This is a genomic window from Paenibacillus sp. FSL H8-0122, from assembly GCF_038005345.1.
Classification (GTDB): domain Bacteria; phylum Bacillota; class Bacilli; order Paenibacillales; family Paenibacillaceae; genus Paenibacillus_AQ.
Map to the genome: position 1 here is coordinate 4,019,235 of NZ_JBBOTB010000001.1, position 23,457 is coordinate 4,042,691.

At 56.1% G+C, this 23,457-nt stretch carries 19 protein-coding genes; 2 read left to right on the forward strand and 17 right to left on the reverse strand.

Annotated elements, in window-relative coordinates:
* Nucleotides 1-68 precede the first annotated feature (68 nt).
* From hemG to hemE, 3 genes are all read right to left on the reverse strand, one after another.
* Entirely contained in the window at nucleotides 69-1,529 is a 1,461-nt protein-coding gene (hemG, locus tag NSS64_RS17500; protein ID WP_341140952.1) for a protoporphyrinogen oxidase, read from the reverse strand.
* Nucleotides 1,526-2,470, reverse strand: coding sequence for a ferrochelatase (gene hemH / locus NSS64_RS17505; protein ID WP_341140953.1), 945 nt, complete (start codon nucleotides 2,468-2,470; stop codon nucleotides 1,526-1,528). Before hemH ends, hemG begins: the two co-directional genes overlap by 4 nt.
* A gap of 86 nt (nucleotides 2,471-2,556) precedes the next feature.
* Entirely contained in the window at nucleotides 2,557-3,618 is a 1,062-nt protein-coding gene (gene hemE, locus NSS64_RS17510; RefSeq protein ID WP_341140954.1) for a uroporphyrinogen decarboxylase, read from the reverse strand.
* Nucleotides 3,619-3,847: 229 nt separating this feature from the next.
* Between hemE and NSS64_RS17515 the strand changes: the two genes are divergently transcribed.
* Nucleotides 3,848-5,068, forward strand: coding sequence for an MFS transporter (locus NSS64_RS17515; RefSeq protein WP_036725253.1), 1,221 nt, complete (start codon nucleotides 3,848-3,850; stop codon nucleotides 5,066-5,068).
* 88 nt (nucleotides 5,069-5,156) lie between these two features.
* Here the strand turns inward: NSS64_RS17515 and NSS64_RS17520 are convergent, their stop codons facing one another.
* Nucleotides 5,157-5,786: an O-methyltransferase gene (locus tag NSS64_RS17520; RefSeq protein ID WP_341140955.1), complete on the reverse strand. Its 630-nt coding sequence runs from the start codon at nucleotides 5,784-5,786 to the stop codon at nucleotides 5,157-5,159.
* 170 nt (nucleotides 5,787-5,956) lie between these two features.
* Here NSS64_RS17520 and NSS64_RS17525 point away from each other — a divergent pair, with 170 nt between their 5' ends.
* Complete coding sequence (locus NSS64_RS17525; protein WP_341140956.1) at nucleotides 5,957-7,090, forward strand: THUMP domain-containing class I SAM-dependent RNA methyltransferase; 1,134 nt, start codon at nucleotides 5,957-5,959, stop codon at nucleotides 7,088-7,090.
* A gap of 436 nt (nucleotides 7,091-7,526) precedes the next feature.
* Here NSS64_RS17525 and NSS64_RS17530 read toward each other — a convergent pair whose 3' ends face one another.
* The 13 genes from NSS64_RS17530 to NSS64_RS17590 all read right to left on the reverse strand — a co-directional run bounded on the left by NSS64_RS17530 (nucleotide 7,527) and on the right by NSS64_RS17590 (nucleotide 23,336).
* Nucleotides 7,527-8,207: a hypothetical protein gene (locus NSS64_RS17530; RefSeq protein ID WP_341140957.1), complete on the reverse strand. Its 681-nt coding sequence runs from the start codon at nucleotides 8,205-8,207 to the stop codon at nucleotides 7,527-7,529.
* A gap of 497 nt (nucleotides 8,208-8,704) precedes the next feature.
* Entirely contained in the window at nucleotides 8,705-8,944 is a 240-nt protein-coding gene (locus NSS64_RS17535; RefSeq protein WP_341140958.1) for a DUF1450 domain-containing protein, read from the reverse strand.
* A 42-nt stretch (nucleotides 8,945-8,986) separates the two neighbouring features.
* Nucleotides 8,987-9,289, reverse strand: a complete 303-nt coding sequence (locus NSS64_RS17540) for a HesB/IscA family protein (protein ID WP_036702251.1) — start codon at nucleotides 9,287-9,289, stop codon at nucleotides 8,987-8,989.
* 125 nt (nucleotides 9,290-9,414) lie between these two features.
* Nucleotides 9,415-9,666 carry a hypothetical protein gene (locus NSS64_RS17545; protein ID WP_340941951.1) on the reverse strand — a complete coding sequence of 84 codons (252 nt, stop codon included), beginning with the start codon at nucleotides 9,664-9,666 and terminating at the stop codon, nucleotides 9,415-9,417.
* 166 nt (nucleotides 9,667-9,832) lie between these two features.
* Nucleotides 9,833-11,953, reverse strand: a complete 2,121-nt coding sequence (locus NSS64_RS17550) for a family 16 glycoside hydrolase (RefSeq protein ID WP_341140959.1) — start codon at nucleotides 11,951-11,953, stop codon at nucleotides 9,833-9,835.
* A 24-nt stretch (nucleotides 11,954-11,977) separates the two neighbouring features.
* Nucleotides 11,978-13,330 (reverse strand): FAD-dependent oxidoreductase, encoded by a 1,353-nt coding sequence (locus NSS64_RS17555; protein WP_340941953.1) that lies wholly within the window; start codon nucleotides 13,328-13,330, stop codon nucleotides 11,978-11,980.
* Between the two features lie 107 nt (nucleotides 13,331-13,437).
* Nucleotides 13,438-15,060 (reverse strand): response regulator transcription factor, encoded by a 1,623-nt coding sequence (locus NSS64_RS17560; protein ID WP_341142835.1) that lies wholly within the window; start codon nucleotides 15,058-15,060, stop codon nucleotides 13,438-13,440.
* Complete coding sequence (locus NSS64_RS17565; protein ID WP_341140960.1) at nucleotides 15,041-16,789, reverse strand: sensor histidine kinase; 1,749 nt, start codon at nucleotides 16,787-16,789, stop codon at nucleotides 15,041-15,043. Before NSS64_RS17565 ends, NSS64_RS17560 begins: the two co-directional genes overlap by 20 nt.
* Before the next feature lie 82 nt (nucleotides 16,790-16,871).
* Nucleotides 16,872-18,236: an ABC transporter substrate-binding protein gene (locus NSS64_RS17570; protein ID WP_339255327.1), complete on the reverse strand. Its 1,365-nt coding sequence runs from the start codon at nucleotides 18,234-18,236 to the stop codon at nucleotides 16,872-16,874.
* A gap of 102 nt (nucleotides 18,237-18,338) precedes the next feature.
* Nucleotides 18,339-19,175, reverse strand: coding sequence for a carbohydrate ABC transporter permease (locus NSS64_RS17575; protein WP_036702263.1), 837 nt, complete (start codon nucleotides 19,173-19,175; stop codon nucleotides 18,339-18,341).
* Between the two features lie 25 nt (nucleotides 19,176-19,200).
* Nucleotides 19,201-20,139, reverse strand: a complete 939-nt coding sequence (locus NSS64_RS17580; protein ID WP_340754807.1) for a carbohydrate ABC transporter permease — start codon at nucleotides 20,137-20,139, stop codon at nucleotides 19,201-19,203.
* Entirely contained in the window at nucleotides 20,136-21,494 is a 1,359-nt protein-coding gene (locus NSS64_RS17585) for an FAD-dependent oxidoreductase (protein WP_341140961.1), read from the reverse strand. Before NSS64_RS17585 ends, NSS64_RS17580 begins: the two co-directional genes overlap by 4 nt.
* Nucleotides 21,495-22,127: 633 nt before the next feature.
* The gene (locus tag NSS64_RS17590; protein WP_341140962.1) at nucleotides 22,128-23,336 is read right to left on the reverse strand and encodes a M14 family metallopeptidase; all 1,209 of its coding nucleotides are present in this window, start codon (nucleotides 23,334-23,336) and stop codon (nucleotides 22,128-22,130) included.
* Nucleotides 23,337-23,457 lie beyond the last annotated feature (121 nt).

Sequence of the window (23,457 nt, forward strand, 5' to 3'; positions counted from 1 at the left end):
CCAACACATATAAATTCTTATCTTTCTAAAAAAAGGTGGAGCGCCACTGCTCCGCTCCACCGTTCCTTTTAGACTGTAGCTCCCGCCGGCTCCGGCAGCTTCGTGAGGCTGGCTGCGGCAGTCTCTGCCGTAAGCTTCGCCTGCTTGATGCAGTCCGGCATTCCGATGCCGTCATAGCCTGCGCCGAAGGCATAGACGCCGGGCAGCTTCTGTGCCAGCTCGCTGCGCAGGCCGGCAATCCGGCCGGGATGGCCGACCGGATACTGCGGCATAGACGACCTCAGCCGGGTAATCTCTGTGAACAGCGGCGCTGCGGTGATCCCCATAATCTCCTTCAGGTCCTTGCGGACCAGCTCTGCCAGCGCGTCGTCCGGCAGCTCCACATTCTGTTCATCCCCCGAGCGTCCCACGTAGCAGCGCAGCAGCACCTTATCGTCAGGGCTGGTATGCAGCCATTTCGTAGAGGTCCAGGTGCAGGCTGTGATGTTCCGCCCTTCCTTACGCGGAACAAGGAAGCCTGATCCGTCGTATTCGGTAACGATATCTTGCCGGGTGAACGCCAGAACCACATTAGCTACTGATACATAGTTCACTGCATCCAGCGCCGATACATCCACATGGGGACGCAGCAGCTCTGCGGCTGCGAAGTTCTGCACCGTAACATAGATGTCGTCTGCTTCCAGCAACTCACCTGTCTCAAGCTCCACCTCGTAACGGGCAGCGCCGGAAGAACCGGCGCCTCCCAGCACCCGGATGGACTTCGCTCCTGTCCCCGTGATTTGCCGGACATCCTGCAGATCATGGATGAGCGCATGCACAAGACTCTGCAATCCTTGCCGGAAGGTGAGAAAAGCACTTTTCTTCGTCCCGGTATGGGTCTCCACCGGCTTCCTGCCGGTCGTCATGCCCCGGATCAGGCTGCCGTACTGACGCTCGACCTCACCGAACTGCGGAAAGGTCGCCTGAAGGCTGATCTTGCGCATATCCCCGGCATAGATCCCTGCCAGCAGCGGCTCCGTCATATTCTCCAGCACCTCTGTACCCAGACGGCGCTCAATCAGATCGCCAAGCGACTCATCCTCAGCACTGCGGCGGGGCGGAAGTACCAAATCCATCATCGCCCGCATTTTGCCGCCGAAGGAGACCAGACCGCTCTTCAGGAAGGGCTTCAGCTCTGTCGGAATGCCCAGCACAAGACCGGCAGGCATCGGATGAAGCTTGCCCCGCTGCAGGATGTAGGTCTTCTTGGCATTCGGATTCGTGCTTACCAGCTCGTGGTCCAGCTCCAGCTCCCTGGCCAGATCGACCATCGCCGTCTTACGGGCCAGGAAGGAATCCGGGCCCTTCTCAATCACGAAGCCGTCACGGTGCAGTGTCTCGATTTTGCCGCCAAGGACCTTGTCCTTCTCGATTAAGGTAATCTCCGGCTGTACTGCCGCTTCACGGTAGAACTTGCGGATATAGAATGCGGCGCTGAGCCCGCTGAGGCCTCCGCCGATAATAACTACCTTGCGGGGTGATGCCGTCATGGCAGATTCACCTTCAACTGGTTCGCCTTCGTACGCACCACATCGCTGAGCACCGACATATAGGCCGGATCACTGTTCAGCGAGTCAATCCGCAAGAGACGCATATCCAGCTCGGAGGCAAGCTGCTGTGCTTCAATATCCAGATCGTACAGCACCTCCAAATGGTCGGAGACGAAGCCGATCGGGGCTGACAGCACGTATTTCACCTGGCTCTCGGCCAGCTCACGCAGCGTATCGAGAATATCCGGGCCCAGCCAAGGCTCCGCCGTCCGGCCCGCACTCTGCCAGGTGAACTGCCAGGATTCTACGCCTGCCTGTGCGGCAATCGCCTGAGAGGTCTCCAGCAGTTGGTCACGGTACGGATCGCCCATCGCCAGAATACGTTCAGGAAGACTATGTGCACTGAACAGCACGCGCACTTCCTCGCGCGACGCGCCGGTCTCTTCGAACTCGTCCAGCTTGGCAGTCACTCTCCGGCTAAGCACATCGATCAGCTCGGGATGCATATGGTAGCTCTCTACGAACTCCATATGAATACCGCAGGCTTCGGCTTTTTCCTTGGCGCGCTTGATATAGGTTCCTACACTCATCACAGAGTAATGCGGAGCCAGCACGATGCCAATCGCCTGGGTAATACCGTCCCGGACCATAGCCTCGACACCATCCTCGATGAACGGTCTGGCATGCTTGAGACCCTGGTAGCAGACATACTGGATCTGCCCGCTGTTCAGCTTGGCCTGCAAGGCTTCCACCTGACGGTCCGTATTATCCCTAAGCGGAAAAACCCCGCCGACAATCGCCTTATAGCGGTCAGTCAGCTCTTTGAGCTGCTCAGCTGAAGGAGCGTTCCCCCGGCGGATATGCGTATAATAAGCCTCTACATCCTCAAGACTCTCAGGCGTGCCGTACGACATCACGAGTACTCCAATTTTGTTGGCCACGGATTCCATCCCCTTTTACAATAATTAACGTCCTATACAGCAAAGAGAGCAGCAAAGGCTGCTGCCATCAGATGCTATTTCTTCAACTATGCCAGCGGCGGTGCCGCCTGTTTCATTGCCGCTGCTGAATACTCATGCACATAATCCGTTAATTCCTTGAGCGTATCGAGTGAAGCTTCAGGGAATAATCCATGTCCCAGGTTAAAAATATACCCCGGCTGCATGATGCCTTCATCAATCAGTTCCTTGGCCCGGGCTTTGAGCATATCCATCGGCGCGGTCAGCAGGTATGGATCCAGATTGCCTTGAACCGCATAGCCTCCGCCCAGTCTGCGCCGTCCTTCGGTGATGCTGACCCGCCAGTCCAGTCCGATCACATCGGCCTGCAGCTTGGTCAAGCTGGGGAGCAGCTCCCCTGAGCTGACACCCGGGAAGTAGATTTTCGGAACCTCCAGATCGGACAATTCGGCAAAAATCCGGGTGATCGTCGGCAGCACATACTGCTCGAAATCACGCGGAGCCAGCGCCCCGACCCAGCTGTCGAACAGCTGAAACGCCTTCCCGCCGCTGGCGACATGGGCGCGCAGATAGGTAATAACCATATCGCCCAGCTTCTCCATCAGCTTCTCCCATACCTGAGGCTGGCTGAACATCAGCTCCTTGGTGCGGTGATACGTCTTGGACGGTCTGCCTTCGATGAGATAACTGGCGATGGTGAACGGAGCTCCGGCGAAGGTGATCAGCGGAACGTCCAGCTCCTTGTCCAGTATGGCGATGGTCTCCAGAATATGGCCCAGATCGCCCTCCACATCGATCGGCTTCAGCCGCTCCACATCGCTTGCAGAGCGGATCGGATTCTCGATAACCGGCCCGATGTTCTTCACAATGTCAAAATCCACACCGAGGGAGGCCACCGGATTCATGATGTCGGAATACAGAATCGCTGCGTCCACGCCCAGCTTGCGCACAGGCATCAGAGTTACCTCAGCCGCAAGCTCAGGCTGCTTGCAGATCTCAAGCAGCGAATATTTCTCCTTGATCGTACGGTAGTCGGGATCATACCGGCCGGCCTGCCGCATGTACCATACGGGGGTGTACTCCGTGTTCTGCTGTCTGCAGGCACGGATAAAAGTGTCGTTGTAGGTCATGATAAGATCTCCATTAGATTTGATAGAATACTGTGAAAAAACACATATCATTATTATGCCCCTTTTGTAAGCGGCTAACAACCGCCTCACCCGAAAGGGAATGACAATCCCATGACATTACTATGACATGTGTTGCATTGTCCGGCTGAAAATCTATGATATACTGATATAATGTCAATTTTTCGTGAACTCTGTATCAATGAATCCCCTGAAAGGAAGTGAAAGCACTTTGAAGAATTGGGAGACCTGGAAAGTCAACCTCATGGTGCTTTGGTTCGGCCAGTTTCTGGTGAATGCAGGCATGACTATGATTACCCCGTTTCTGTCACTTTATCTCGCCAAAGATCTGGGGGTGACCGGCGACCGCGCGATCGGGATGTGGGCCGGGCTTATTTTTGCCGCCAACTTCTTGACCTCGTTCATCTTCCAGCCGCTCTGGGGCAAGCTTGCCGACAAATACGGACGCAAAATTATGCTCCTGCGCTCTAGCTTCGGCATGGCGATTGTTATTGTGCTGATGGGCTTCGCCCAGTCCCCGATGCAGCTGCTGCTGCTCCGGCTGCTGAACGGAACCATCTCCGGCTTCAACCCCGCCTCTGTCGCGCTGGTCTCAGGCACCACACCGAAACCGAAGATGGGCTTCGCGATGGGCCTGATGCAATCCGGCGCGGTAGCCGGAACGATTCTGGGGCCGCTGATGGGCGGCTTACTGGCCGACTGGATCGGGTTCCGTCCGATCTTCTATGTGGTCGGCGCGCTGCTGTTCGTTGCTTCATTGCTGGCGTTATTCCTCGTCAAAGAGAAATTCGACCGGGCAGAAGCAGCACAGGTGCCTCAGGTATCCGTGCTGGAAGGCTTAAAGGAACTGGCGAAGGTGCCGCAGCTTCCCGCCCTGTTCGGCGTGACCTTCCTGCTGCAGTTCGCCATGGTCAGCCCCATGTCGCTGCTGCCGCTCTATGTAGAGAAGCTGCACGGCACCACCGTGGACCTTGCCTTCTGGGCAGGTATGGTCAGCGCAGTCACCGGCATCTCGAATATGCTCGCTTCGCCGCTGCTCGGCAAGCTCAGCGACAAGGTGGGAGCGCACCGGATACTGACCTTTGCGCTGATCGGCGCTGCTCTGTTCCTGATCCCGCAGGCGTTCGTGACCAGTGTCTGGCAGCTGATTCTCGTCCGCTTCCTGATGGGCGTCTTCATGGGCGGCCTGCTGCCTAGCGTCAACGCCCTGATCCGCTCCTATACGCCTGACGGCAAGGAGAGCCGGGCGTTTGGCTTCAACAGCAGTACGCTCGCGCTCGGCAATATGCTCGGTGCGGTGATCGGCGGATTCCTGTCCGGTTATATCGGGATTGAAGGCCTGTTCATTGTCTCCGGTGCATTCCTGCTGATCAATACGGTCTGGGTGCGGATCAAGCTGTACAAGAAGACTGAACCCCGGCTATTCCGTTAACAGGCTGCTTCTCTTATGGGCGGTATAACTGGTGTGTGCGGTACGAGCGGTATGATTGGCATGAACGGTATAGGCGATGCTGTCCAGGCTATTTCACCATCGCCAGCGCCAGGCCGTCATAGGCAGGCAGCAGTGTGCTGGTCAGGCGGGGATCGCCCGCGATCATCTCATTGAAGCGGCGCATAGCCTGGACGGCCGGTCCGTTCTTCTCCGTATTAAGCGTGCGGCCGCGCAGAAAAATATTATCCCCGGCAATAATCGCCCCCGGTGAAGCAAGCCGGATCGCATATTCCAGATAATTCGGATAGTTCTCCTTATCGGCATCGATGAAGAAGAAATCATACCTGTTTCCCTGTGCTTCGAGCAGCTTCAGGCTGTCCAGTGCAGGGCCCGTCCGGTATTCCACCCGGTCTCCGAGGCCCGCCTGCTGCAGATGGCTCTGTGCCAGCTCTGCATATTCAGCCTTAAGCTCCAAAGAGGTGAGACGGCCTTCCTGCGTGAGTCCCCGGCACAGACAGATTCCGCTGTAGCCGCCAAGCGCCCCGATCTCCAGCAGGTTTGCCGAGCGGGAGAGGGTCACCAGCATCGTCAGCAGTCTGCCGTAGCCCGGGGCAATGGACACCTCCGGCATGCCTTTGGCTGCGATGGCTGCTTTGACTTGGAGCAATAATTCGTCTTCTGTATATAGCTGTTCGCTGTACTCTTCCTGATTCTGCATATGTATTCTCCTCTTGAATGGGTGTGTGTGCCTGCGGACAGGCATTGTGCAGAACTCTTCCTTACCCTATACTGTAAGCTGAACGTTCTGCAGGTTCAGCTAACAAACCAGTTACTCTTATTGTACTGGCTATACGTATTTATCCACAAGTTAAACGGAGTTGAGCGCACTTGGGCAAATTACAATTGATCGCCACCGCCCCCATGGGGCTGGAGGCTGTAGTAGCACGCGAATTAAACGAGCTGGGTTATGAGACCACGGTCGAGAATGGACGGGTCCTGTTCTGCGGGGATTACATCGACATCTGCCGCTGTAATCTGTGGCTGCGTACCTCGGACCGTGTACTGGTTAAGATGGGCCAGTTCCCGGCCCGGACCTTCGATGAGCTGTTCGAAGGAGTAAAGGCGATAAATTGGGAGGACTGGATTCCCGAGAACGGCGAATTCCCGGTAGAGGGACGTTCGCATAAATCTCAGCTGACCAGCGTACCTGCCTGCCAAGGGATTGTGAAGAAGGCCATTGTCGAGAAGCTGAAGCTGTCGTACCACACCGAATGGTTCCCGGAGAACGGCCCCCGGTATGTGGTAGAAGTGATCCTGCTGAATGATATCGCGCTGATCACCCTGGATACCACCGGCCCGGCCCTGCACAAGCGAGGCTACCGCCGCCAGGCTACGGAAGCGCCTCTGAAGGAGACGATGGCTGCGGCTCTGATCCAGCTCAGCCGCTGGAACGGCCATCGTCCGCTCTATGATCCTTGCTGCGGATCAGGCACGATTCTGATCGAGGCTGCGATGATCGCCTGGAATATCGCGCCAGGCCTGCGCCGCTCCTTCCCGTCCGAGCACTGGCCGGAGATTCCGCAGCGTCTGTGGGAGGAAGCCCGCGAGGAAGCCTTCGATGCGGTGCGTGACGATTACCCGCTGCAGCTGACCGGAACGGATATCGATCCGGCAGCAATTGAGATCGCCGAGGCGGCGGCGAAGAGCGCCGGACTCTCCGGTGAGATCACGTTCAAGCATATGGCCGCTGCGAAGGCCCGGCCGGAAGGCGAATACGGCTGCATCATCACCAACCCCCCTTACGGCGAGCGGATCAGCAATGACAAGGAAGTGGAGAAGCTGACCCGCCAGTTCGGCGAGATGATGCTCTATCTGCCAACCTGGTCCTTTTTCGCCATCAGCCCGTACAAGGAGTTCGAGCAATACTACGGACGCAAGGCGGACAAGCGCCGCAAGCTCTACAACGGCCGGATCGAATGCCAATACTATCAATACCTGGGGCCGCTGCCTCCACGGAAATAGGACGAGCGGCGAGGGGTAAGCAGTTTTGCAGTTAAGTAACTATCCCTAATAAGCCTTAATCACTAAAGCGCCTTAAGTCACATGAAGCACTCTGTGCTATGGACTTAAGGCTTTTTGTTCTCAATAAGCTGCTGATGCTGCATCAATTTCGAACACAGTTGCTCCGCTCACCCTCATACCTACACATTGTATGTTGTTTTCCGCATACATTTGCCCCGCTCACCCTCGCATTGCAAATTGTATGTTGTTTTCCACATACATTCGCCCCGCTCACCCCCGCAGTTGCACATTGTATGTTGTTTTCCACATACATTTGCCCCACTCGTCCCCGCAGCTGCACTTTGTATGTTGTTTTCCACATACATTTGCCCCGCTTACCCCCGCAGTTGCACATTGTATGTTGTTTTCGGCATACATTTGCGGGTGGAATCAGACCTTAAACCAAATCTGGGCTTTGCAGCGAACCTACATACTCATAGTGAGTAATCCGTTGCGATACTCCTCGAGCTACAGGGCGAAATTTACCTTTATCCACCAACATGCGACTGTACTTAATGACTGTCGCGGTTTGCAGTTCAAGCTCTCTCGCAGCATTCCCCGGACGAAGAACACGATTGTAACGGATAGCTAATCGCATTAACTCTCGTTCAATTCTGGAATAAGCTTTTTCTGTACTCCGATTTGTAGTTCCAGCCGACAAATAAGGAAACAAAAGGTTCCGTAGTGCGGAAAGGATGAAAGATGGATTATCTTTCATCTCGTCTAGAGAGATGTAGAGCACCACGCAATCTTGTGATTGCAGGAAGAGACCCCGATTCAGGTCCATCCGGTATTTGCTACGGTCCGTGCCATGCGACCCAAAATCCATAATCTCAAACGCAATGCGCGAAGATCCAACCTTCCATAGTAAATCGACAAAATAGGATCTGCCGCGCCAGTCCTTTACTTCGTATTCCGGATGCAGTCCGTGAAAATGTCCGGCAAGCGGCCACCATACACTTTCGACGAATAAGCGGTTCCCGTAGCCATGCCCCCGCTTAAGCGCATCTAGCCGCTCCCCCTTTCTTCGTTTGAGATGATTGCTTAACCATTGATCATGCTCTCCAGCAAAGCCCATTTCAGTCCCCCCACTTAGCATCGAATTTAATCTCAGAACGCATAAAACCCCGCCTCCTTCTGAATGGAAGGGAGCGGGGCATACTTTGCCGCGTTAATTTGTACCTAGAATTAGTGTCCCACTTTTGGGCAACGAATGCAATATAAAGGTAGTAATATAGAGTTGCAATTCCCTCCGCTCACCTTGTAGATGCAAATTGTATGTTGTTTTTGGCATACATTGCCCCGCTCACCCCCGAAGCTGCACATTGTATATTGTTTTCCACATACATTTGCTCCTCTCACCCCCGAAGCTGCACATTGTATGTTGTTTTCCACATACATTTGCTCCGTCCACCCCCGCAGATGCACATTGTATGTTGTTTTCGGCATACATCCACCCCACGCACCCTCTCACCCGCCTATTGTGTTCGGTTTTCCGACTACACCCGCGCACACCAAAACAGCCCCGCAAATAACGCAGGGGCTGTACGATGCTGCTGGCGCAGCAGATCTGAATTACTTCTTCTCCACCGGCCGTTTGACGAAGGCTTCCGCCTTGGCCAGCACCTCGTCTTCCGTCGGTCCGCTGATGTAGCGGCCGTTGATGTAGACAAACGGGCGTTTGCCGCACGGTCCGCAGTAGGAGATGCAGCCTGTCTTGATCTCAGAATCCGGTGCCATCTTTAGCAGCTTGGGCACGATGCTTTTCATTTTAATATGATTGCACTCGTCACATAATCTTATATCGTTAGCCATGAAGCAACCCTTCTTTATGTCCGTAAAATACGGGCGGATCAACTAGTGATCGCCATGATTTCCTTTAGACGGATTAGTAATCACAAAGCCTTCTTCAGGCAAGTAGAGATAATCAATCTTCACCCCGTCCAGCAGCGGCTGGTTCGGATCAAGAATGACATCGATATCCTTATCGGTGGATACCACTACATCGTTCTCCTTAGGCGTGTCCAGATCCAGTCCGTAGTGGGCATGGTCGCCATGGGCATGTGTAATCGCTACACGAAGCTTAAGCTCGCTGTTGCCTTCAAGTTCCATGGTTTTCTTTATCACTTTAGCCGCGTTGCGGGTAATTTTGACGTTCATTCGATTCCATCTCCCAAGCCTCTATATTTTAAATACTCAATAATTCATTTTAAGGAATATGGGAGGATAAAGCAACCATTAGGAGATGGACATCCACACTTAAAGGTGCAATCGTCGCTAAAATGTCATCTTCCGCTGTGCAGCGCCGCGTATTTACGGTCCATCCGTGTAACGAACCAGCCCATCAGCAGCATCGTTACGCCTATATCGTCAATCGGTATAAACGGCATGAAGTCGGGCAGCACCCAGTACAGCAGCGCCGGAATAGTGAACAGCAGCTTGTCGGCCATAGCCACATTAGGCGAAACGATATAATGCCAGGAGCTGCGGAATATATGAGACCATTGTTTGAGCGACAACAGTTTTCTGAATTTCATGAGTTATGCCTCCCTGTGTAATCTGTGTAAGCAGCAAAGGGCACCGCCGCTAAGCACCTGTAAAAGGATTGCGGCTGTGCCCTTTGCTGTTATCTTACGCGAATGCGCAGGATTCGTTTCGCTTTTAAGTAGAATTTTATCGAATCCTCCCGAAGCGGACCAACGTTCACTCCATCACCTTGACATCGTCAATCTGTGCGGTGCTGGAATGCATCCGCAGACCGATCTTCCCTCCGGCCGGCTGTGCCGCCGTATCCGTCCACTGAAGCAGCTGGACACCGCCGGCGTAGGCGGTAACCGTACTGCCGCTGACAGTGACCTTCAGCTCCGTCCACTGGCCGGGCGTAAGCGCAAAGCTTGCGCTGCTCACCATCGTGAGCGTGCCGGCGGTTTTTTTGAACAGCTCCGCCTTGTCGCCTGAATCATTCAGCCGGAACATATAATAATTGGAAGCGTCTGCATAACGGAACAGCAGCCCGGCGTTGCCGAAGGCGTTCAGCAGCTTTATTTTGGCCGAATACGTGTAGTTTCTCCAAGTGGCATCGCCTGTATAGGCCAGTGCTTCCCCTGACATTGATGTCTGCGTCAAAGCTTTCGTCCCGTCATCCGTCACACTCCATGACCCGCCCGAGGTCGTCCAGCCGCTGGAATTGCCATCCTCGAAATCATCCTGGAACAGCGTAACCGGCGGTGTAATCGTACCCTGGAACTCAAATACACCGATATCCGGCACGCCATTATACAGCGGATTCCCGAAGAAGTCCTGTCCTCCGTTGCCTGCAACCACCGCCCCGGAGTTGATCAGCGGAGAGGAGAGCGCCAGCTTATAGCCGTCTGCCGAATCGCGTCCTGTGGCCGTGCCGGGACTTACGAATCCGGGGTTGCCTGTGATTTTATTGGGATCGTTCGGAACACTTGAATTCAGCCCGTAGAAGCTGTTGTGATCATACGTCATTCTGGGGCTGTTCGTATATTGTCCGCTGGCTGCATTATAAAAGATGTTGTTAGTGTAATAGGCCATTCCTGTGTTGCTCGCATGGGTCAGCGCCTTATTCTGCGTTCCCGAACGGTAGATAATGTTGTTGTAGACATAGAGATTGCCGCCGCCGTTCACCAGATGGAACACCCCGTTAGCGTCCTTATCGTTCTGGCTGATATTATAGCGGAAAATATTATTGTTCGTGTTGTTCATCACCAGCAGGGTGCCGCCCTCATTGTCATAGCTGAAATTGTACTGGTAGATGCTGTCGTGCACCTCGATGTCGAAGTCCCAGGGCTGGCCGTCTCCACCCAGCATCCGGGTATCGGAAGCTTCATTATATTGAAAAATAGCACCTTTGGTATAATAGGCCCACTGCGCCGCAACTACAGTAATATCCTCAAGATAATTGACGATGGATGTATTCACCTCGCAGGCTTCCCCGATGGATCTCGTCTTGTTGTATTCGATCAGCGGCGAGGCGCTGGCTCTGACCAGGATGCCGTCTCGGTGGATCTTCTCCACCACATTGCCCCGGATCACTACACCCCGGAAGGCGTCGAACTTATGTGTCCAAGCATTGTTGAAAAAAGCATCCGTCATCGTCTGTATCCCCGTGTCCGCCACGTTAATGACCGTATTGTTCTCGATCAAAATATCTTCCCAGGTGCTCTCAAGTGCTGTATTGGCTCCCCGGGCATGAAAGTTGATGCCGCCTGTGCGGCGGTCTGTGCCGAAGATATCGTGGATGTCGAGATTGCGGATATACATATGCCGGAAGTTCCCAGCCCCTGCTCCTTCACCTACGACCAGCACGCCGTTTCTGCGCATATCTGTAGGCTGCTGTCCGCTTGTAATCTCCAGATTGTTGATCTCCCAGTAGGAGACATTGCGTAGCCGGACGCCGAAGCCCTCCCCGCCCACGGCTGTGTTGCCGAAATCAATCAGCGGCTTGGCTCCGCTCCCGTAGCGGTCTACCGTAATCGGATTCCCCTCTGCGCCTGAGCCCTTGAGATCCAGATACTGGTCCTTCCATATACTGCCTGCCTTGAGCAAAATCCGGTCCCCCGGGCTGAAGGTCACGCTGTTGACTTTGCCCAGCGTCTTCCAGGCTGCCGCTTCACTGGTGCCGGAGCTATTGTCACTGCCCTGGGCAGAATCGACGTAATACGTGGTGCCTGCCGCCTCTGCAACCGGACCCGATATTCCTGAGATAAGACTGAACAGCAGAAAGCCGACCATACCGAGCAAGGTCAGCCTGCCCGGCCTGCCTTGTCTTGATCTATGCTTCATACGATACCTTGTCATTCTGATCACGCTCCCGCAGATTAGTTATAAAGCAGCCAAGGCCTCACCCAGCCAGGCTCCCTGCTGCACCAGCCCGTTCTGAAGCTTGGCGAGATCCACCTTCCGGCTCTGTCCCTCCGCTTCGGCCGCCATCGCCGCCGCCATACCCGCCGCCTGCCCCATGGCGAAGCAGTTCGGCATCACCCGCAGTGAGCCTTGCACGACACGGTCCGAGGAGGCGGCGCGCCCCGCCACCCATACATTGTCCAGTCCCACCGGCAGCATGCAGCGGTAAGGGACACCATGCGACTTCCCCGGCGGAAGATGGTGAATATGCATCGCCCCGCTGCTGCGGGCCATATGAATATCGATGAAGTAGCTGTTGCGGGCAATATCATCCGGGAAGGAAGCCATATTCATGAAATCCTCCTGGGTCAGCACGTAATCGCCCACAATCCGCCGCGTCTCGCGGATACCGATCTGCTCCCCGGTGGACACCAGATGGGCCTGTTCAAATCCGGGTACATACGCCCTGAAGAATTCCAGCTGGCGGTGAACCAGCTGGCGTCCCTCTATGGCGCCCCGGGTCAGATCCTCTGCACGGGAGCCGTCAATGCCGAACACATGGCCGAAATTCACACCGACCAGATAATCGGCAATCCAAGCCAGGCCTGAGACAGAGTCCCGGCCCTGCGGCAGCTTCCCGTCAACCTGCGCCTGCTGGACGGCCTGATGGATCTGATCCGTGTCACCGCTTTCATTCCGGTATTCTTCAAAACGCTGCCGGTCCACATTCGCCAGCAGGTAGCACATCGTCGCGGCTTGAAGCTCGCCGGATTCTCCGCCCTTATGGAACGGCGCTCCCGCCAGGGCGGCCAGATCGGCGTCCCCGGTCGTATCAATAACGGTCCGGGCGCGGACCAGACTCCGGCCTGACTTGTTGACGATCACCACGCCCTCAATGCTTCGGCCGGTCTCATCCATCACCGTCTGGCTCGCCACGGTATGGAGCAGAACTTCCGCTCCGCTCTCGGTGGCAGCCTCGTCGTATACACGCTTCAGCACCTCCGGGTCGATGGGCACCCAATCCAGCTCCGCCCCGAAACGCTCGCGGAACTCCGGCTCACATCCGGCCTTCATCCGGTCAAGCAGCTCTAAGCCAATACCGCGCACGACGGCCTTCTCCCCGTCGCTGTAAGGACAGAAGGCTGGCACCAGGGCAACGGTGCCCATGCCGCCCAGGAAGCCGCGCTGCTCAATCAGCAGCGTCCGCGCCCCGCTGCGGGCCGCAGCTATCGCCGCTGCCACACCGGCAGGCCCGCCGCCTGCAACCAGCACATCCACCTCACGGGATACCTCAATCTCCTCCGCTGGCAAGGTAAATACAGTTCTGTTCATCATTCTTCCTCCTTGAAGCTATACTTAGTACTCCTCACCATTATAAGAAGGCAGAGGCTGCAACAGCGTGCAGACTGATTGCCTGTTGCAGTGGACAGTTTTGACCTTTATGGCTTCGGGTCATCCGTGGATGGCTCTCTGCCCTGCTCTTCCACCGGACCTGCCTTGAATTCGCTGGGATTCCGGCCGCTGTATTTCTTGAACACCTTGGAGAAGTAGGCCCGGTCGGAGAAGCCGAGCGTGTAGGCGACATTCTCCACGGTCTCGTGCGGGCGGGCCAGCATCGTGATGGCCATATTCATCTTGTACTGGTTGACGTAATCGGTGAAGTTCACGCCGGACAGCTTCTTGAAATAGCGGGAGAAGTAGCTGGCGTTCAGATGCAGATGCTCCGCCATGTCGGTAGAGGTGACCATCCGGTCCACATGCTCCTCCAGAAACTCATCCACCGCCTGAAGCCGGACATCCTTCTCCTCAGCGGCTGCGGGGGCCAGTGCAAACTGCCGCCACAGATGCCTCAGCTCCCGCTTGGTCAGGCTGGCCGCTTCCTCGATATGAACCGTCTGCTCGAGTTGCGTGAAGAAGTCCTCCTCAGCCAGCCCGCCGGCTTCGAAGGCCAGCTGGCGCACGAGATTCCCGCAGGTCTCCTTCACCAGCCGGGGCAGCAGCCGCTCCGCCGATGCCAGCTGCGTCCACTGATTCACCGCCAGATCAATCCAGGCGGCATGCTGGTCTGCAAGCGCCAACGACAGCATCCCGCGTTCCTTTTCCCCGCGCCGTTCCAACGCCACCCCGAAATCCGCGTGCTTCTCAAGCAGAGACACAGGCTTCACGGACTGGTAGAAGTTATTTTCCCGGCAATCGGTGAGAGTCTTGTATAACACATCGAAGCTGCGGACCGGTGCACAGGATTCCGAATAGAACCCCCGCAGGCTAATCTTCAGATACTGCTCCACCTTATCCTGTACCGCCTGCATGAATTCAGCCAGCTTGTTCTCTGTAACGCCGGGGTCCGCCACATTCCAGACCAGATAAATATCGGCGTCCCTGCTCATAATCGGTGTAATGGAAGCCTCTGCCGCAGACAGCTCCAGCGCAATATTGTTCACGGCTGAATGGATCAGCGGAATATCCTTGTAGCGGTAACGCTCGGTGACAGATGCGGCATCCATATGAAGGAATCCATGACGCAGAAAGGGGTGCTTCCAGGAGATGCCCAGCCGTTCTCCGAACTCCAGGGTGTTCTCCTGGCCCGCCGCACCCGACAACAGCTGCTTCAGGAAGCTCTGCTTCAGTACTTCCTTATTGCGCTCAATCGCCTGGCGGAAGGAGTAGCGCTCCAGCAGTTCCTCGCGGCTCTTGAAGCGGCTCATCGCTTTGGCGAGACTGCTCTTAAGCTGCTCGGGCGACAGCTCATCCTTAATCAGATAATCATCCGCCTCCAGCTGGATCGCCCGCTTCGAGTAGTGGAAATCCTCATAGCAGGTCAGGAAAATCAGGCGGACCTCCGGCTTCGTGATCCGGAAGGCATCCGCCAGCTCCAGCCCGTCCATCCCCGGCAGGCCGATGTCCACAATCACAATATCCGGCAGTGCGGTATGGAACTGCTCCAGCGCATCCTCGCTGCTATACGCCGAAGCCACCAGCTGCAGGTCCAGCCCCAAGGACCCGAGCAGATATTCCACGTATTCCAGCATCGGGACATCATCGTCAATCAGCATCAGGGTCATCAAGGGAAACCGCCTCCTTCTCCCGGGTCACGGGGATATATAGGGTGAACGTCATGCCTTCCTCGTCTTCTCTTGCCCGTGCGCTCAGCCGTGCGCGATATCCGTACAATACCTGCAGACGGCGTGCTGTGTTGACCAGCCCGACCCCTTTTTCCGGCCAGAGCGCAGTGTCTTCACTTCCTTGCAGACGCCGGTTCAGGCGCTGGAGCTTATCCTCCGGCATCCCGCGGCCGTTATCGCTGATGCTGATCCGCAGCAGATCGGACTCGAACGCCGCTTCGAGCCGGATCGCCGGATGGTCCGGACGGGCGGAGAAGCCGTGGCTGATGGCATTCTCGACAATGGGCTGCAACAGCAGCCGGGGCAGCATCACTGCACCCTCCTCCTCGCCCACCTCGCATTCCCAGACGATATCCAGACGGTTGCGGATCTGCATCACCTGCACATAGCTGCCCAGCACCCTGCACTCCTCCGCCAGCTCCAGCGGCTTATCCACATGCACATACACACGCAGCAGCTTCATGAGTGCATCGATCATGGCGCCATGCGCCGGGTCACCGCTGAGCAGCAGATCCACCTTGATGGAATTGAGCGTATTCAGCAGAAAATGAGGGCGGATCTGCGCCGCCAGCGCCTGAAGCTCCAGCCGCCTTTTCTCCTCCTGTTCACTCTCGACCTGCTGCAGCAGCCCGTTCATATCCTCCAGCATCTGATTAAAGGCCGCCGACAGCACCGCCACCTCATCCTTGCCCCTGACGGGTATCCGCACCGCGCGGTTGCCGCCGACATACTGCTTGACGCTGGCCCGCAGCAGGCTGATCGGCTTGTTCATATATCCGGCCCACAGCATGGACAGGACCAGGAACGCCAGGAAGAACAGTCCGATCAGCGAGATGGAGACCAGAAACTCCCGGTTGATATGACTGTCGATGGAGCTGCGGGGCGTCTTGCTGGTAAGCAGCCAGCCGACCTTGGGAATACGGACCTCACTAGCCAGCAGCGGGCCTTCATCCGCAGGAGCGGCTTCTCCGGTGACCGCAATGCTTCTCCCCTTCTGGTCAACAAGCGCGAGCCTGCTTACCGCATTGCCCGTATCGAGCAGGCTGCGGAAGTAGTGGCTCGGAATGCCCACGTACAGCGTGGCCAGCTTGTCCTGATTCAGCGGGTCGGTAATGAACCGTACCGCATAATAATAATCCGGTGCAGCGGGGGTGCCGCCGTAGGGGAACCATTGCAGCGACACTTTTTCCCGCTCATCCAGCCTGCTGCTCTCCTTAAGAAGCTTCTCAGGCAGCACAGAGAACACCGGAATATTCTGGTTGCCGATCAGTATCCGGTTCTCCCGGTTGACCAGCATGATCTGAAGATCAGCATCGAGCGACTGCACCGACAGGATATTGGCCGTAGTCTTGAGCTTGTTGTAATGGGTATACACTCCGTAATTTCCGAAGCTTCCCGTATTTTTGAGATAACGCAGACTCTCCAGCACGGCCGGATCATAAGCCTCAGAGAAATACACCGAGACAAACGAGATGCTGTCCACCGTTTTTTCCATTTGACTGCCGATGACCTTCAGTGTCTCCTCATTCGAACGGGCGATCTTCTCACTCACATTCTCCCGCACAGAGGTATACGACCAGAACGTAACGACAACAAAAGGCAGCAGGATCAGGATCAGGAACGTGTATTGCAGTCTGCGATGGAAGGAAAAACGGCTTAACCATTTCATAAGAATTCCACCCCGCACTGTAATGAAAGCTTCAACGTCCCTATTATAATCCAAAATCCCTGCTGCCTTTGCACTTCATCCGTTATTTCTGATTGGCAGAAACTACCTTCTCGACTTCCGCTGTCATCTCACTCTTGACCTCATCGAAGCTGCGGTTATCCAGAATGAAGCTGGCGAAGCCGTTCTCCACAATCGCTTTCAGTTCACTGCCGTACGGCACGCTGAAGGTGTCCGGCATTTTAATATTTGGATCGAACAGCGTTTTGGTGAGGGAGGCGGTATCGATCAGATCTGTATTTTCCCCGAAAAAGCCGTTAATCAGCTCCGCCCCGTCCACGCCCTTGAACGAAGGAATCTCCTTGGTGAACTTGTAGGCTTCCTTGGACATCCAGCGGATGAAGTCATACGAGGCTTCCTTATTCGCTGATTTCGCACCCATCGCCAGGCCGCCGCCGGAGATATTCGTCATGCCCAGTTCCTTACTGTCCACCGAACGCGGCAGCGGAGCGTACATGCTCTGGAACTCATGCGGGAATTTCTCCAGGTTCAGCGCCGCCCGGACAGCATAGCTTGGCACGGCCAGCATACTGGCATTTCCGGCAAAAAACTGCTGCAGCACATGGTAGTTCGAGGCCAGCACATCGGCATACGGCTCCGCGCTCTTATCTTCCTTCTCCATTGTGCGGCGGAGGTTGAAGAAGTATTCGAAGGACGGATCGTCAAAAATCGGCTTCAAGTCTGCGCTAAGCTGCGGATGCGGCTTCTCGGTGTATGCGATAATGTTCGGATATTCGCCCCAGGTGTGAAAGTAGGTTCCGAAGTGCTCGGGTGTCGTCAGCTTCTTGGCATACTCACGGAAATCATCCCAAGTCCAGCCCATCTCCGGCAGGGTCAGCCCTGCGGCTTCCAGATGATCCTTATTGAAGACCGTCAGCCACTGCGTGGAGCTGGGCAGGATGCCGTAGACCTTGTCGTCCAGCTTCAGCAGCTTGGAATATTCATCCTCGGGTTTAATACTCTCCTGTTCAAAAAAGGAGTTAAGCGGTTCCACAACTCCCCGCGAAGCGCGCTCCAGCAGCTCATCCTCGTTCCCGGTCATGAACACATCGACCACTTCGCCGCCTGCGACCAGAATATCCAGCTTCTTCATGAAATCTGTGCTGTCGCTGTTCTGGACCAGAGATTCATACTCCACTTCCACTTTATCCTGAGCTTCATTGTAAGCCTGCACGGCCTGGTAGATCGGCTCTTCCGGCTTATCGGCCTTGAAGGTGTAGAATTTGATCTTGGCTTTGCCTGCGGGCTGGGCTGTGCCGGCGGTTCCGGCAGACGGATCAGCCGAGGCTGGTGCATCGGTTGCTGCTGAGGTGTTGCCCCCATTCCCGCCGCAAGCGGTGACGGAGAGCATGAGGAGCATACTGGCAAGCATTAATGGTAGTTTTTTCAAAGCAATTCCCCCTTGATTTGTTGTCTGCAGGCTCATTATACAATCTAAGCTTTGCGCACACCGTGTACAGCTATGCGGTGTGCGCGTACACTTTTTTGACCTTTACCCTTTCACGCCTCCGATAGCAATCCCGTTAATGACCTGCTTCTGGAGGATCAGGAACAGCACCAGCAGCGGCAGAATCGCGGCGACGGAGGCCATCATCATGACGGAGATCTGTGTACCGAATTCCTCCTTGAAAAATTGCATCCCGAGCGGAATCGTATACAGCTTGGTCGAATTCAGCATAATCAGCGGCCCCTGGTAATCATTCCAGGTCCAGATGAACTTGATAATCCCCACTGTTGCCAGAATCGGGCGGCTCAGCGGCAGCACCACGCTCCAGAAAATCCGTAAGAACCCGGCGCCGTCCAGCTCCGCCGCTTCCAGCATATCATTATGAATCCCGATCATGAACTGGCGCAGCAGGAAGGTGAAGTAGCTGGAGAACATCCCCATCAGGATCAGCGCGGCATGGGAGTCATAGAGACCCAGCTCCTTAATCATAATATAGCGCGGAACGAGTGTTGCCTGCTCCGGGATCATCATGAACGCCAGCATCAGGGTGAAGATCAGCGCCCGGCCTTTGAAATCCAGCTTGGCGAGCGCATACCCGGCCATGGCCGAGATGACGATTGTCGCCAGGGTGGAGATCAGGGCGATTTTGAGCGAGTTCATATAGAATAATCCGAATGCCACATCACCCATCCATACCGCCTTGAAGTTAGCGATCAGATTCCAGTCGGTGGGAATCCACTGAATCGGGAAGGTCCAGACCTCCTTCTCCGTCTTCGAGGCCGCCGACAGCATCCAGACCAGCGGCATCAGGAAGAATACCGAGCACAGGGCGAACAGGACCGTGAAGATCAGATTGCCGGGCTTAAGTTTTTTCATTGTCATTGCCTTTCGTTCCTTTCGCCTTGGACTAGTAATGGACCTTGCGGTTCTGGGTTATCCAGGTAATGGAGGTCACCAGCATAATGATCAGGAACAGCACCCAGGACATCGCGGAGGCATAGCCCATTTTGAAGCGCTCGAATCCTTCTTCGTAGATCTGGTACACGATAACGGTACTGGAATAGTTAGGCCCGCCGCCGGTCAGGAACTTGATCATATCGAAGATTTTGAAGGAAGAGATCGTGCTCGTTATCGCCAGGAAAAAGGTGGTCGGCCCCAGCAGCGGCAGCGTAATCCGCCGGAATTGTCCGATCCCGCTGGCCCCGTCAATCGTCGCCGCCTCATACAGCTCCTCGGGAATATTCGTCATCCCCGCCAGGAAAATAATCATCTGATAGCCCAGCAGCTGCCAGACATAGATAATCATAATGGCAATCAGCGAGAAGCTGGTATCAACCAGCCAGCGCGGCGGTTCGGATACTCCAAGCTGCATCAGAATCTGATTGACCGGCCCCTTGGACGGATGGTAGAGCGCTTGCCAGACTGCGGCGATAGCTACCGTGGAACAGATATAAGGTACAAAGAAGGCAACCTTGAAGAACGTCTTGGCGTACAGCTTCTTATGGATCAGCGCCGAGAGCACCACCCCCAGCAGCATCGTGACCGGCACCGTGCCGACCGTAAACAGCACATTATTCTTCAGGGCCAGCAGGAAGCGGTTGTCCCTGAACAGTTCAATAAAGTTATCCAGACCGACAAAGTTAATCGCCGACAAGCCGCCGACCAGGTTCCACTCCGTCAGGCTGAGGAACAGGCTGAACAGCAGCGGGAACACGGCGATGACGAGCATCCCGATGACCTCCGGCGCAATGAACAGCCATCCGGCGAGCTGCTCCCGTCTCTTGCGCGTCCAGTAGGTTCGGGCTGCGGGCTTAACGGTCTTGCGGGTAACGGCAGATTGACTCATTGCATTCTCTCCCCTACAGTTTCAGCTTGGTTGTCCGGCAGATAGCCGCCTTCTTCCCGGAGACGGGCGCGAAGGCGGGGGACATCCACGGCATGAACATCTCCGCCGGTATGAGCGGCAGCCAGTGCCGCAGCAAGTCCGGCAGCTTCGCCCATCGCCAGGCAGACCGGCATCACACGCACGCTGCCGAGCACCCTGCGGTCACAGGAGATGGACCGCCCGGCGACCAGAACGTTGCGCAGTCCGCGCGGCGTAAGGCAGCGGTACGGAATGCCGTGCGATTCACCCGGCCCGTAGAGCGTGATAGCTTGACTGGATCCGGCGCCGCTCTGCTGCTCCTTCTGTGTGCCATGCACATCAATGAAGTAGCTGTTGCGGCAGATCTCATCATCGAAGCTTCTGCGGGAGATGTAATCCTCCGCCGTCAGGATATAATCGCCGGTAATCCGCCGGGATTCCCGCGTGCCGATCAGTGTGCCAGTGCTCATCACTACCGCATTGCCGAAGGCTGCGGGGTGAACAGCGGCAAGCATGTCCCGGTAGGCCGCCGCCATCTTGCGTCCCTCTACCAGCGCCCCGGATACGGAGAAGGCATTCGTGTTGTCAATTCCCCAGAGATGTCCGGCATTGAAGCCTACGGCACGCGGAGCTACCATATTGTTGCACAGATGCGTATCCGGAATGCCCGGATATTCTCCTGAGCGGACCACCTCATGGATCGGGCTGTGCGGGTTCTCCGCATGGAGCTTCGGCCCGTTCACATAAGCATAATCATCCACGTTGCCAAGGATGAAGCAATGGGTGGCGGGTTGAAGATCGCCGGTCTCTTCGTCTCCCATTTGGTACTCGGCACCTGCCCATGCAGCAACATCGCCATCTCCTGTGCAATCGATATACACGGCTGCCCGGAAGGCCTGCAGGCCGCTTTTATTGAGAAGGAGGAGTGTGGTGATGTTGCCGTGAGCGTCCCTGTCCACATCCGCAAGCGCGGTCAGGAACAGGATGTGGGCACCCGACTCCGTTACGAGATCGTCATAGACCCGCTTGAGCTTCTCCGGTTCGATCGGCACCCAGTCCATCGCATCCTCCGGCACATGCGGCATTTGAGCCTTTAAGGTATTGAACACCTTGGCCGCGAGACCACGGTAGACCATCTTCTCTTTGTCCGAGAATGGGCACCAGGCCGGTACCAGGCCGGAGGTTCCCATTCCGCCAAGGCTCCCGGTCGCTTCGACCAGCAGTGTCCGCGCCCCTTCCCTGGCCGCCGCCGCTGCAGCGGTGCAGCCCGCGGGCCCGCCTCCGACTACAATTACGTCGTAGGAGGCGTTCAGCGGGATGGGTTTACTTTTCAGCATATACGTATCGTTCTCCATTTGGCTCTCACTTTCCCGGCGGATAGTCCTCTTTCCGTGAAGCCGTCCGCCGCTCATCTATACGCTAATTTTAGCAAGAGACCCGGAGGAGTACGGTATAGCTTTCATACGGGTTGATGTGTATTATTTTGACCCTCATTTCCAGCCTAAGCGCCTGCGCTAACAAGCGCAGATAGGCGTTAGCATACTAAAGAAACCGTTCTTACAGAAGTAGGAGGTCTCCCTCCAACTCTATGAAAGAACAGTTTCTCAGGTCAGGTATGTGGTGGGCAGCATCCCGCGAATCAGGGGCACTTTTGCACCTCATTGGCTCACCCAGCCGACTTTTGCGGAAATCAGGGGCACTTATACACTTCATTGGCTCATCCAGCCGACTTTCGCGGAAATCAGGAGCACTTATACACCTCATTGGCTCATCCAGCCGACTTTTGCGGAAATCAGGAGCACTTATACACTTCATTGGCTCATCCAGCCGACTTTCGCGGAAATCAGGAGCACTTTTGCTCTTCATCCCCACGCACAAAAAAGGATACAGCCGCAAAGCATCATTTGGTCAAGATTGCGGCCGTACCCTTTGCTGTTATCTTACGCAAATTTGCAGACATTGTTTCATTTTTATTTCAAATTTGACAGAATAGCACTGAGAATCAGGCCTGTGTCCAGGGCCATATCCTCAAAATCAGCCACTGGCAACGGATTCTTGCCCACTCCCAGCTCTACGGTGAAGCCCGGCTTGCGGAAGCGCTCGATGAACCAGTCCTTGTAGCCGGCATCGCTGCCGGTCAGCTCCACCGCCCGGTAGCCGCTGGCCGCTGCCAGCCGGGCCGACCATTCCTTACTCTCCGGCGGCTCATAGCCCCGGTAGTTCCAGTAGATCTCAGCCCCCTGGCTGTGCAGGGATACGGCGGCATCGCCCGGAACCCGCTCGGCCAGCGCCGCCAGTGCCGCCGCCTCCGGCTCACTGAGCGGCGCAGGGCCGCTGTAATCGCGCGGCGCCGGGCCGGGCACCTGCCTCCTGTCGCGTTCCTCCTCCCAGTGTGCGGGGAACTGGTCTCCAAGATCGACACCGCGGATGTTCGCCTTCCAGTGCCGGAAGCTGCGCCTGCCGCAGTTCCACCTCATCAGCTCCGCATAATGGGGATGGTCCGCCATCGCCCCTTCCTGCACCAGTTCGACGCCGTCGGGATTCGCCATCGGCACAGCCCAGAGCGTCCAGTCCCGGTGCCAGTCCGCTGGCTCACGCCCGTGCCAGTCCGCACCTGAAGCATAGGCAGCCGCATATTCTTCAAGGAAGCGCATCAGACACGGAGACGTCAGCCACTCGTTGGCATGCAGCGCGGCATTCACATGCAGGTGGCGCGGGCCGCTGCCGATCCGCAGCAGACGGAGCGGCTTGCCGAGCACACTGTGGCCTATTACTTCGCTGCTGACACAAGAATAGCGGTCTGCAAGTCTTGCAGCATCCGCATCCACCTCAGCCGGTCCGTATTCCCCGTGCAGATAAACCTCTGTCCCCCGGGTGGCCGCCGGAATCACCAGCACCTTGCCCGGCAGGCAGATACGTCCCGAGCTTACCCCGGGATTCAGCATCTCCAGCTCATCTATGCCAACCCCGAACAAGGACGCGATGCTCTGCGCATCGTCCCCTGCCTGCACCGCATACCGCTTGCGCGGGGCAGACGGCAGGAACAGCACCTGCCCCGGATATAAATACGGCTGGCTGCCAGCCCATGGATTCCCCTGTATGACATGCTCCGGTGTCAATCCGTGTCTTGCGGCGATACGGCTTACGGTATCTCCCCTGCGGGCAATGTATTGCTGCATAGGTCTCATCCTCCCGGCCCTCTTGTGCCGGCGTCCCTAACATCCTCCGTGATGACATGCGGGACCCGGCCCTCATGCCTAGTATATGAGCAGCAGCAGCGGGTCATGTGGAAATGTAGCA

Coding starts and splice junctions, on each gene's coding strand:
- hemG (WP_341140952.1), bottom strand. CDS start 1,529: ATGACGGCATCACCCCGCAAGGTAGTTATTATCGGCGGAGGCCTCAGC.
- hemE (WP_341140954.1), bottom strand. CDS start 3,618: ATGACCTACAACGACACTTTTATCCGTGCCTGCAGACAGCAGAACACG.
- NSS64_RS17520 (WP_341140955.1), bottom strand. CDS start 5,786: ATGCAGAATCAGGAAGAGTACAGCGAACAGCTATATACAGAAGACGAA.
- NSS64_RS17530 (WP_341140957.1), bottom strand. CDS start 8,207: ATGGGCTTTGCTGGAGAGCATGATCAATGGTTAAGCAATCATCTCAAA.
- NSS64_RS17535 (WP_341140958.1), bottom strand. CDS start 8,944: ATGGCTAACGATATAAGATTATGTGACGAGTGCAATCATATTAAAATG.
- NSS64_RS17540 (WP_036702251.1), bottom strand. CDS start 9,289: ATGAACGTCAAAATTACCCGCAACGCGGCTAAAGTGATAAAGAAAACC.
- NSS64_RS17545 (WP_340941951.1), bottom strand. CDS start 9,666: ATGAAATTCAGAAAACTGTTGTCGCTCAAACAATGGTCTCATATATTC.
- NSS64_RS17550 (WP_341140959.1), bottom strand. CDS start 11,953: ATGACAAGGTATCGTATGAAGCATAGATCAAGACAAGGCAGGCCGGGC.
- NSS64_RS17555 (WP_340941953.1), bottom strand. CDS start 13,330: ATGAACAGAACTGTATTTACCTTGCCAGCGGAGGAGATTGAGGTATCC.
- NSS64_RS17560 (WP_341142835.1), bottom strand. CDS start 15,060: ATGACCCTGATGCTGATTGACGATGATGTCCCGATGCTGGAATACGTG.
- NSS64_RS17565 (WP_341140960.1), bottom strand. CDS start 16,789: ATGAAATGGTTAAGCCGTTTTTCCTTCCATCGCAGACTGCAATACACG.
- NSS64_RS17575 (WP_036702263.1), bottom strand. CDS start 19,175: ATGACAATGAAAAAACTTAAGCCCGGCAATCTGATCTTCACGGTCCTG.
- NSS64_RS17580 (WP_340754807.1), bottom strand. CDS start 20,139: ATGAGTCAATCTGCCGTTACCCGCAAGACCGTTAAGCCCGCAGCCCGA.
- NSS64_RS17585 (WP_341140961.1), bottom strand. CDS start 21,494: ATGCTGAAAAGTAAACCCATCCCGCTGAACGCCTCCTACGACGTAATT.
- NSS64_RS17590 (WP_341140962.1), bottom strand. CDS start 23,336: ATGCAGCAATACATTGCCCGCAGGGGAGATACCGTAAGCCGTATCGCC.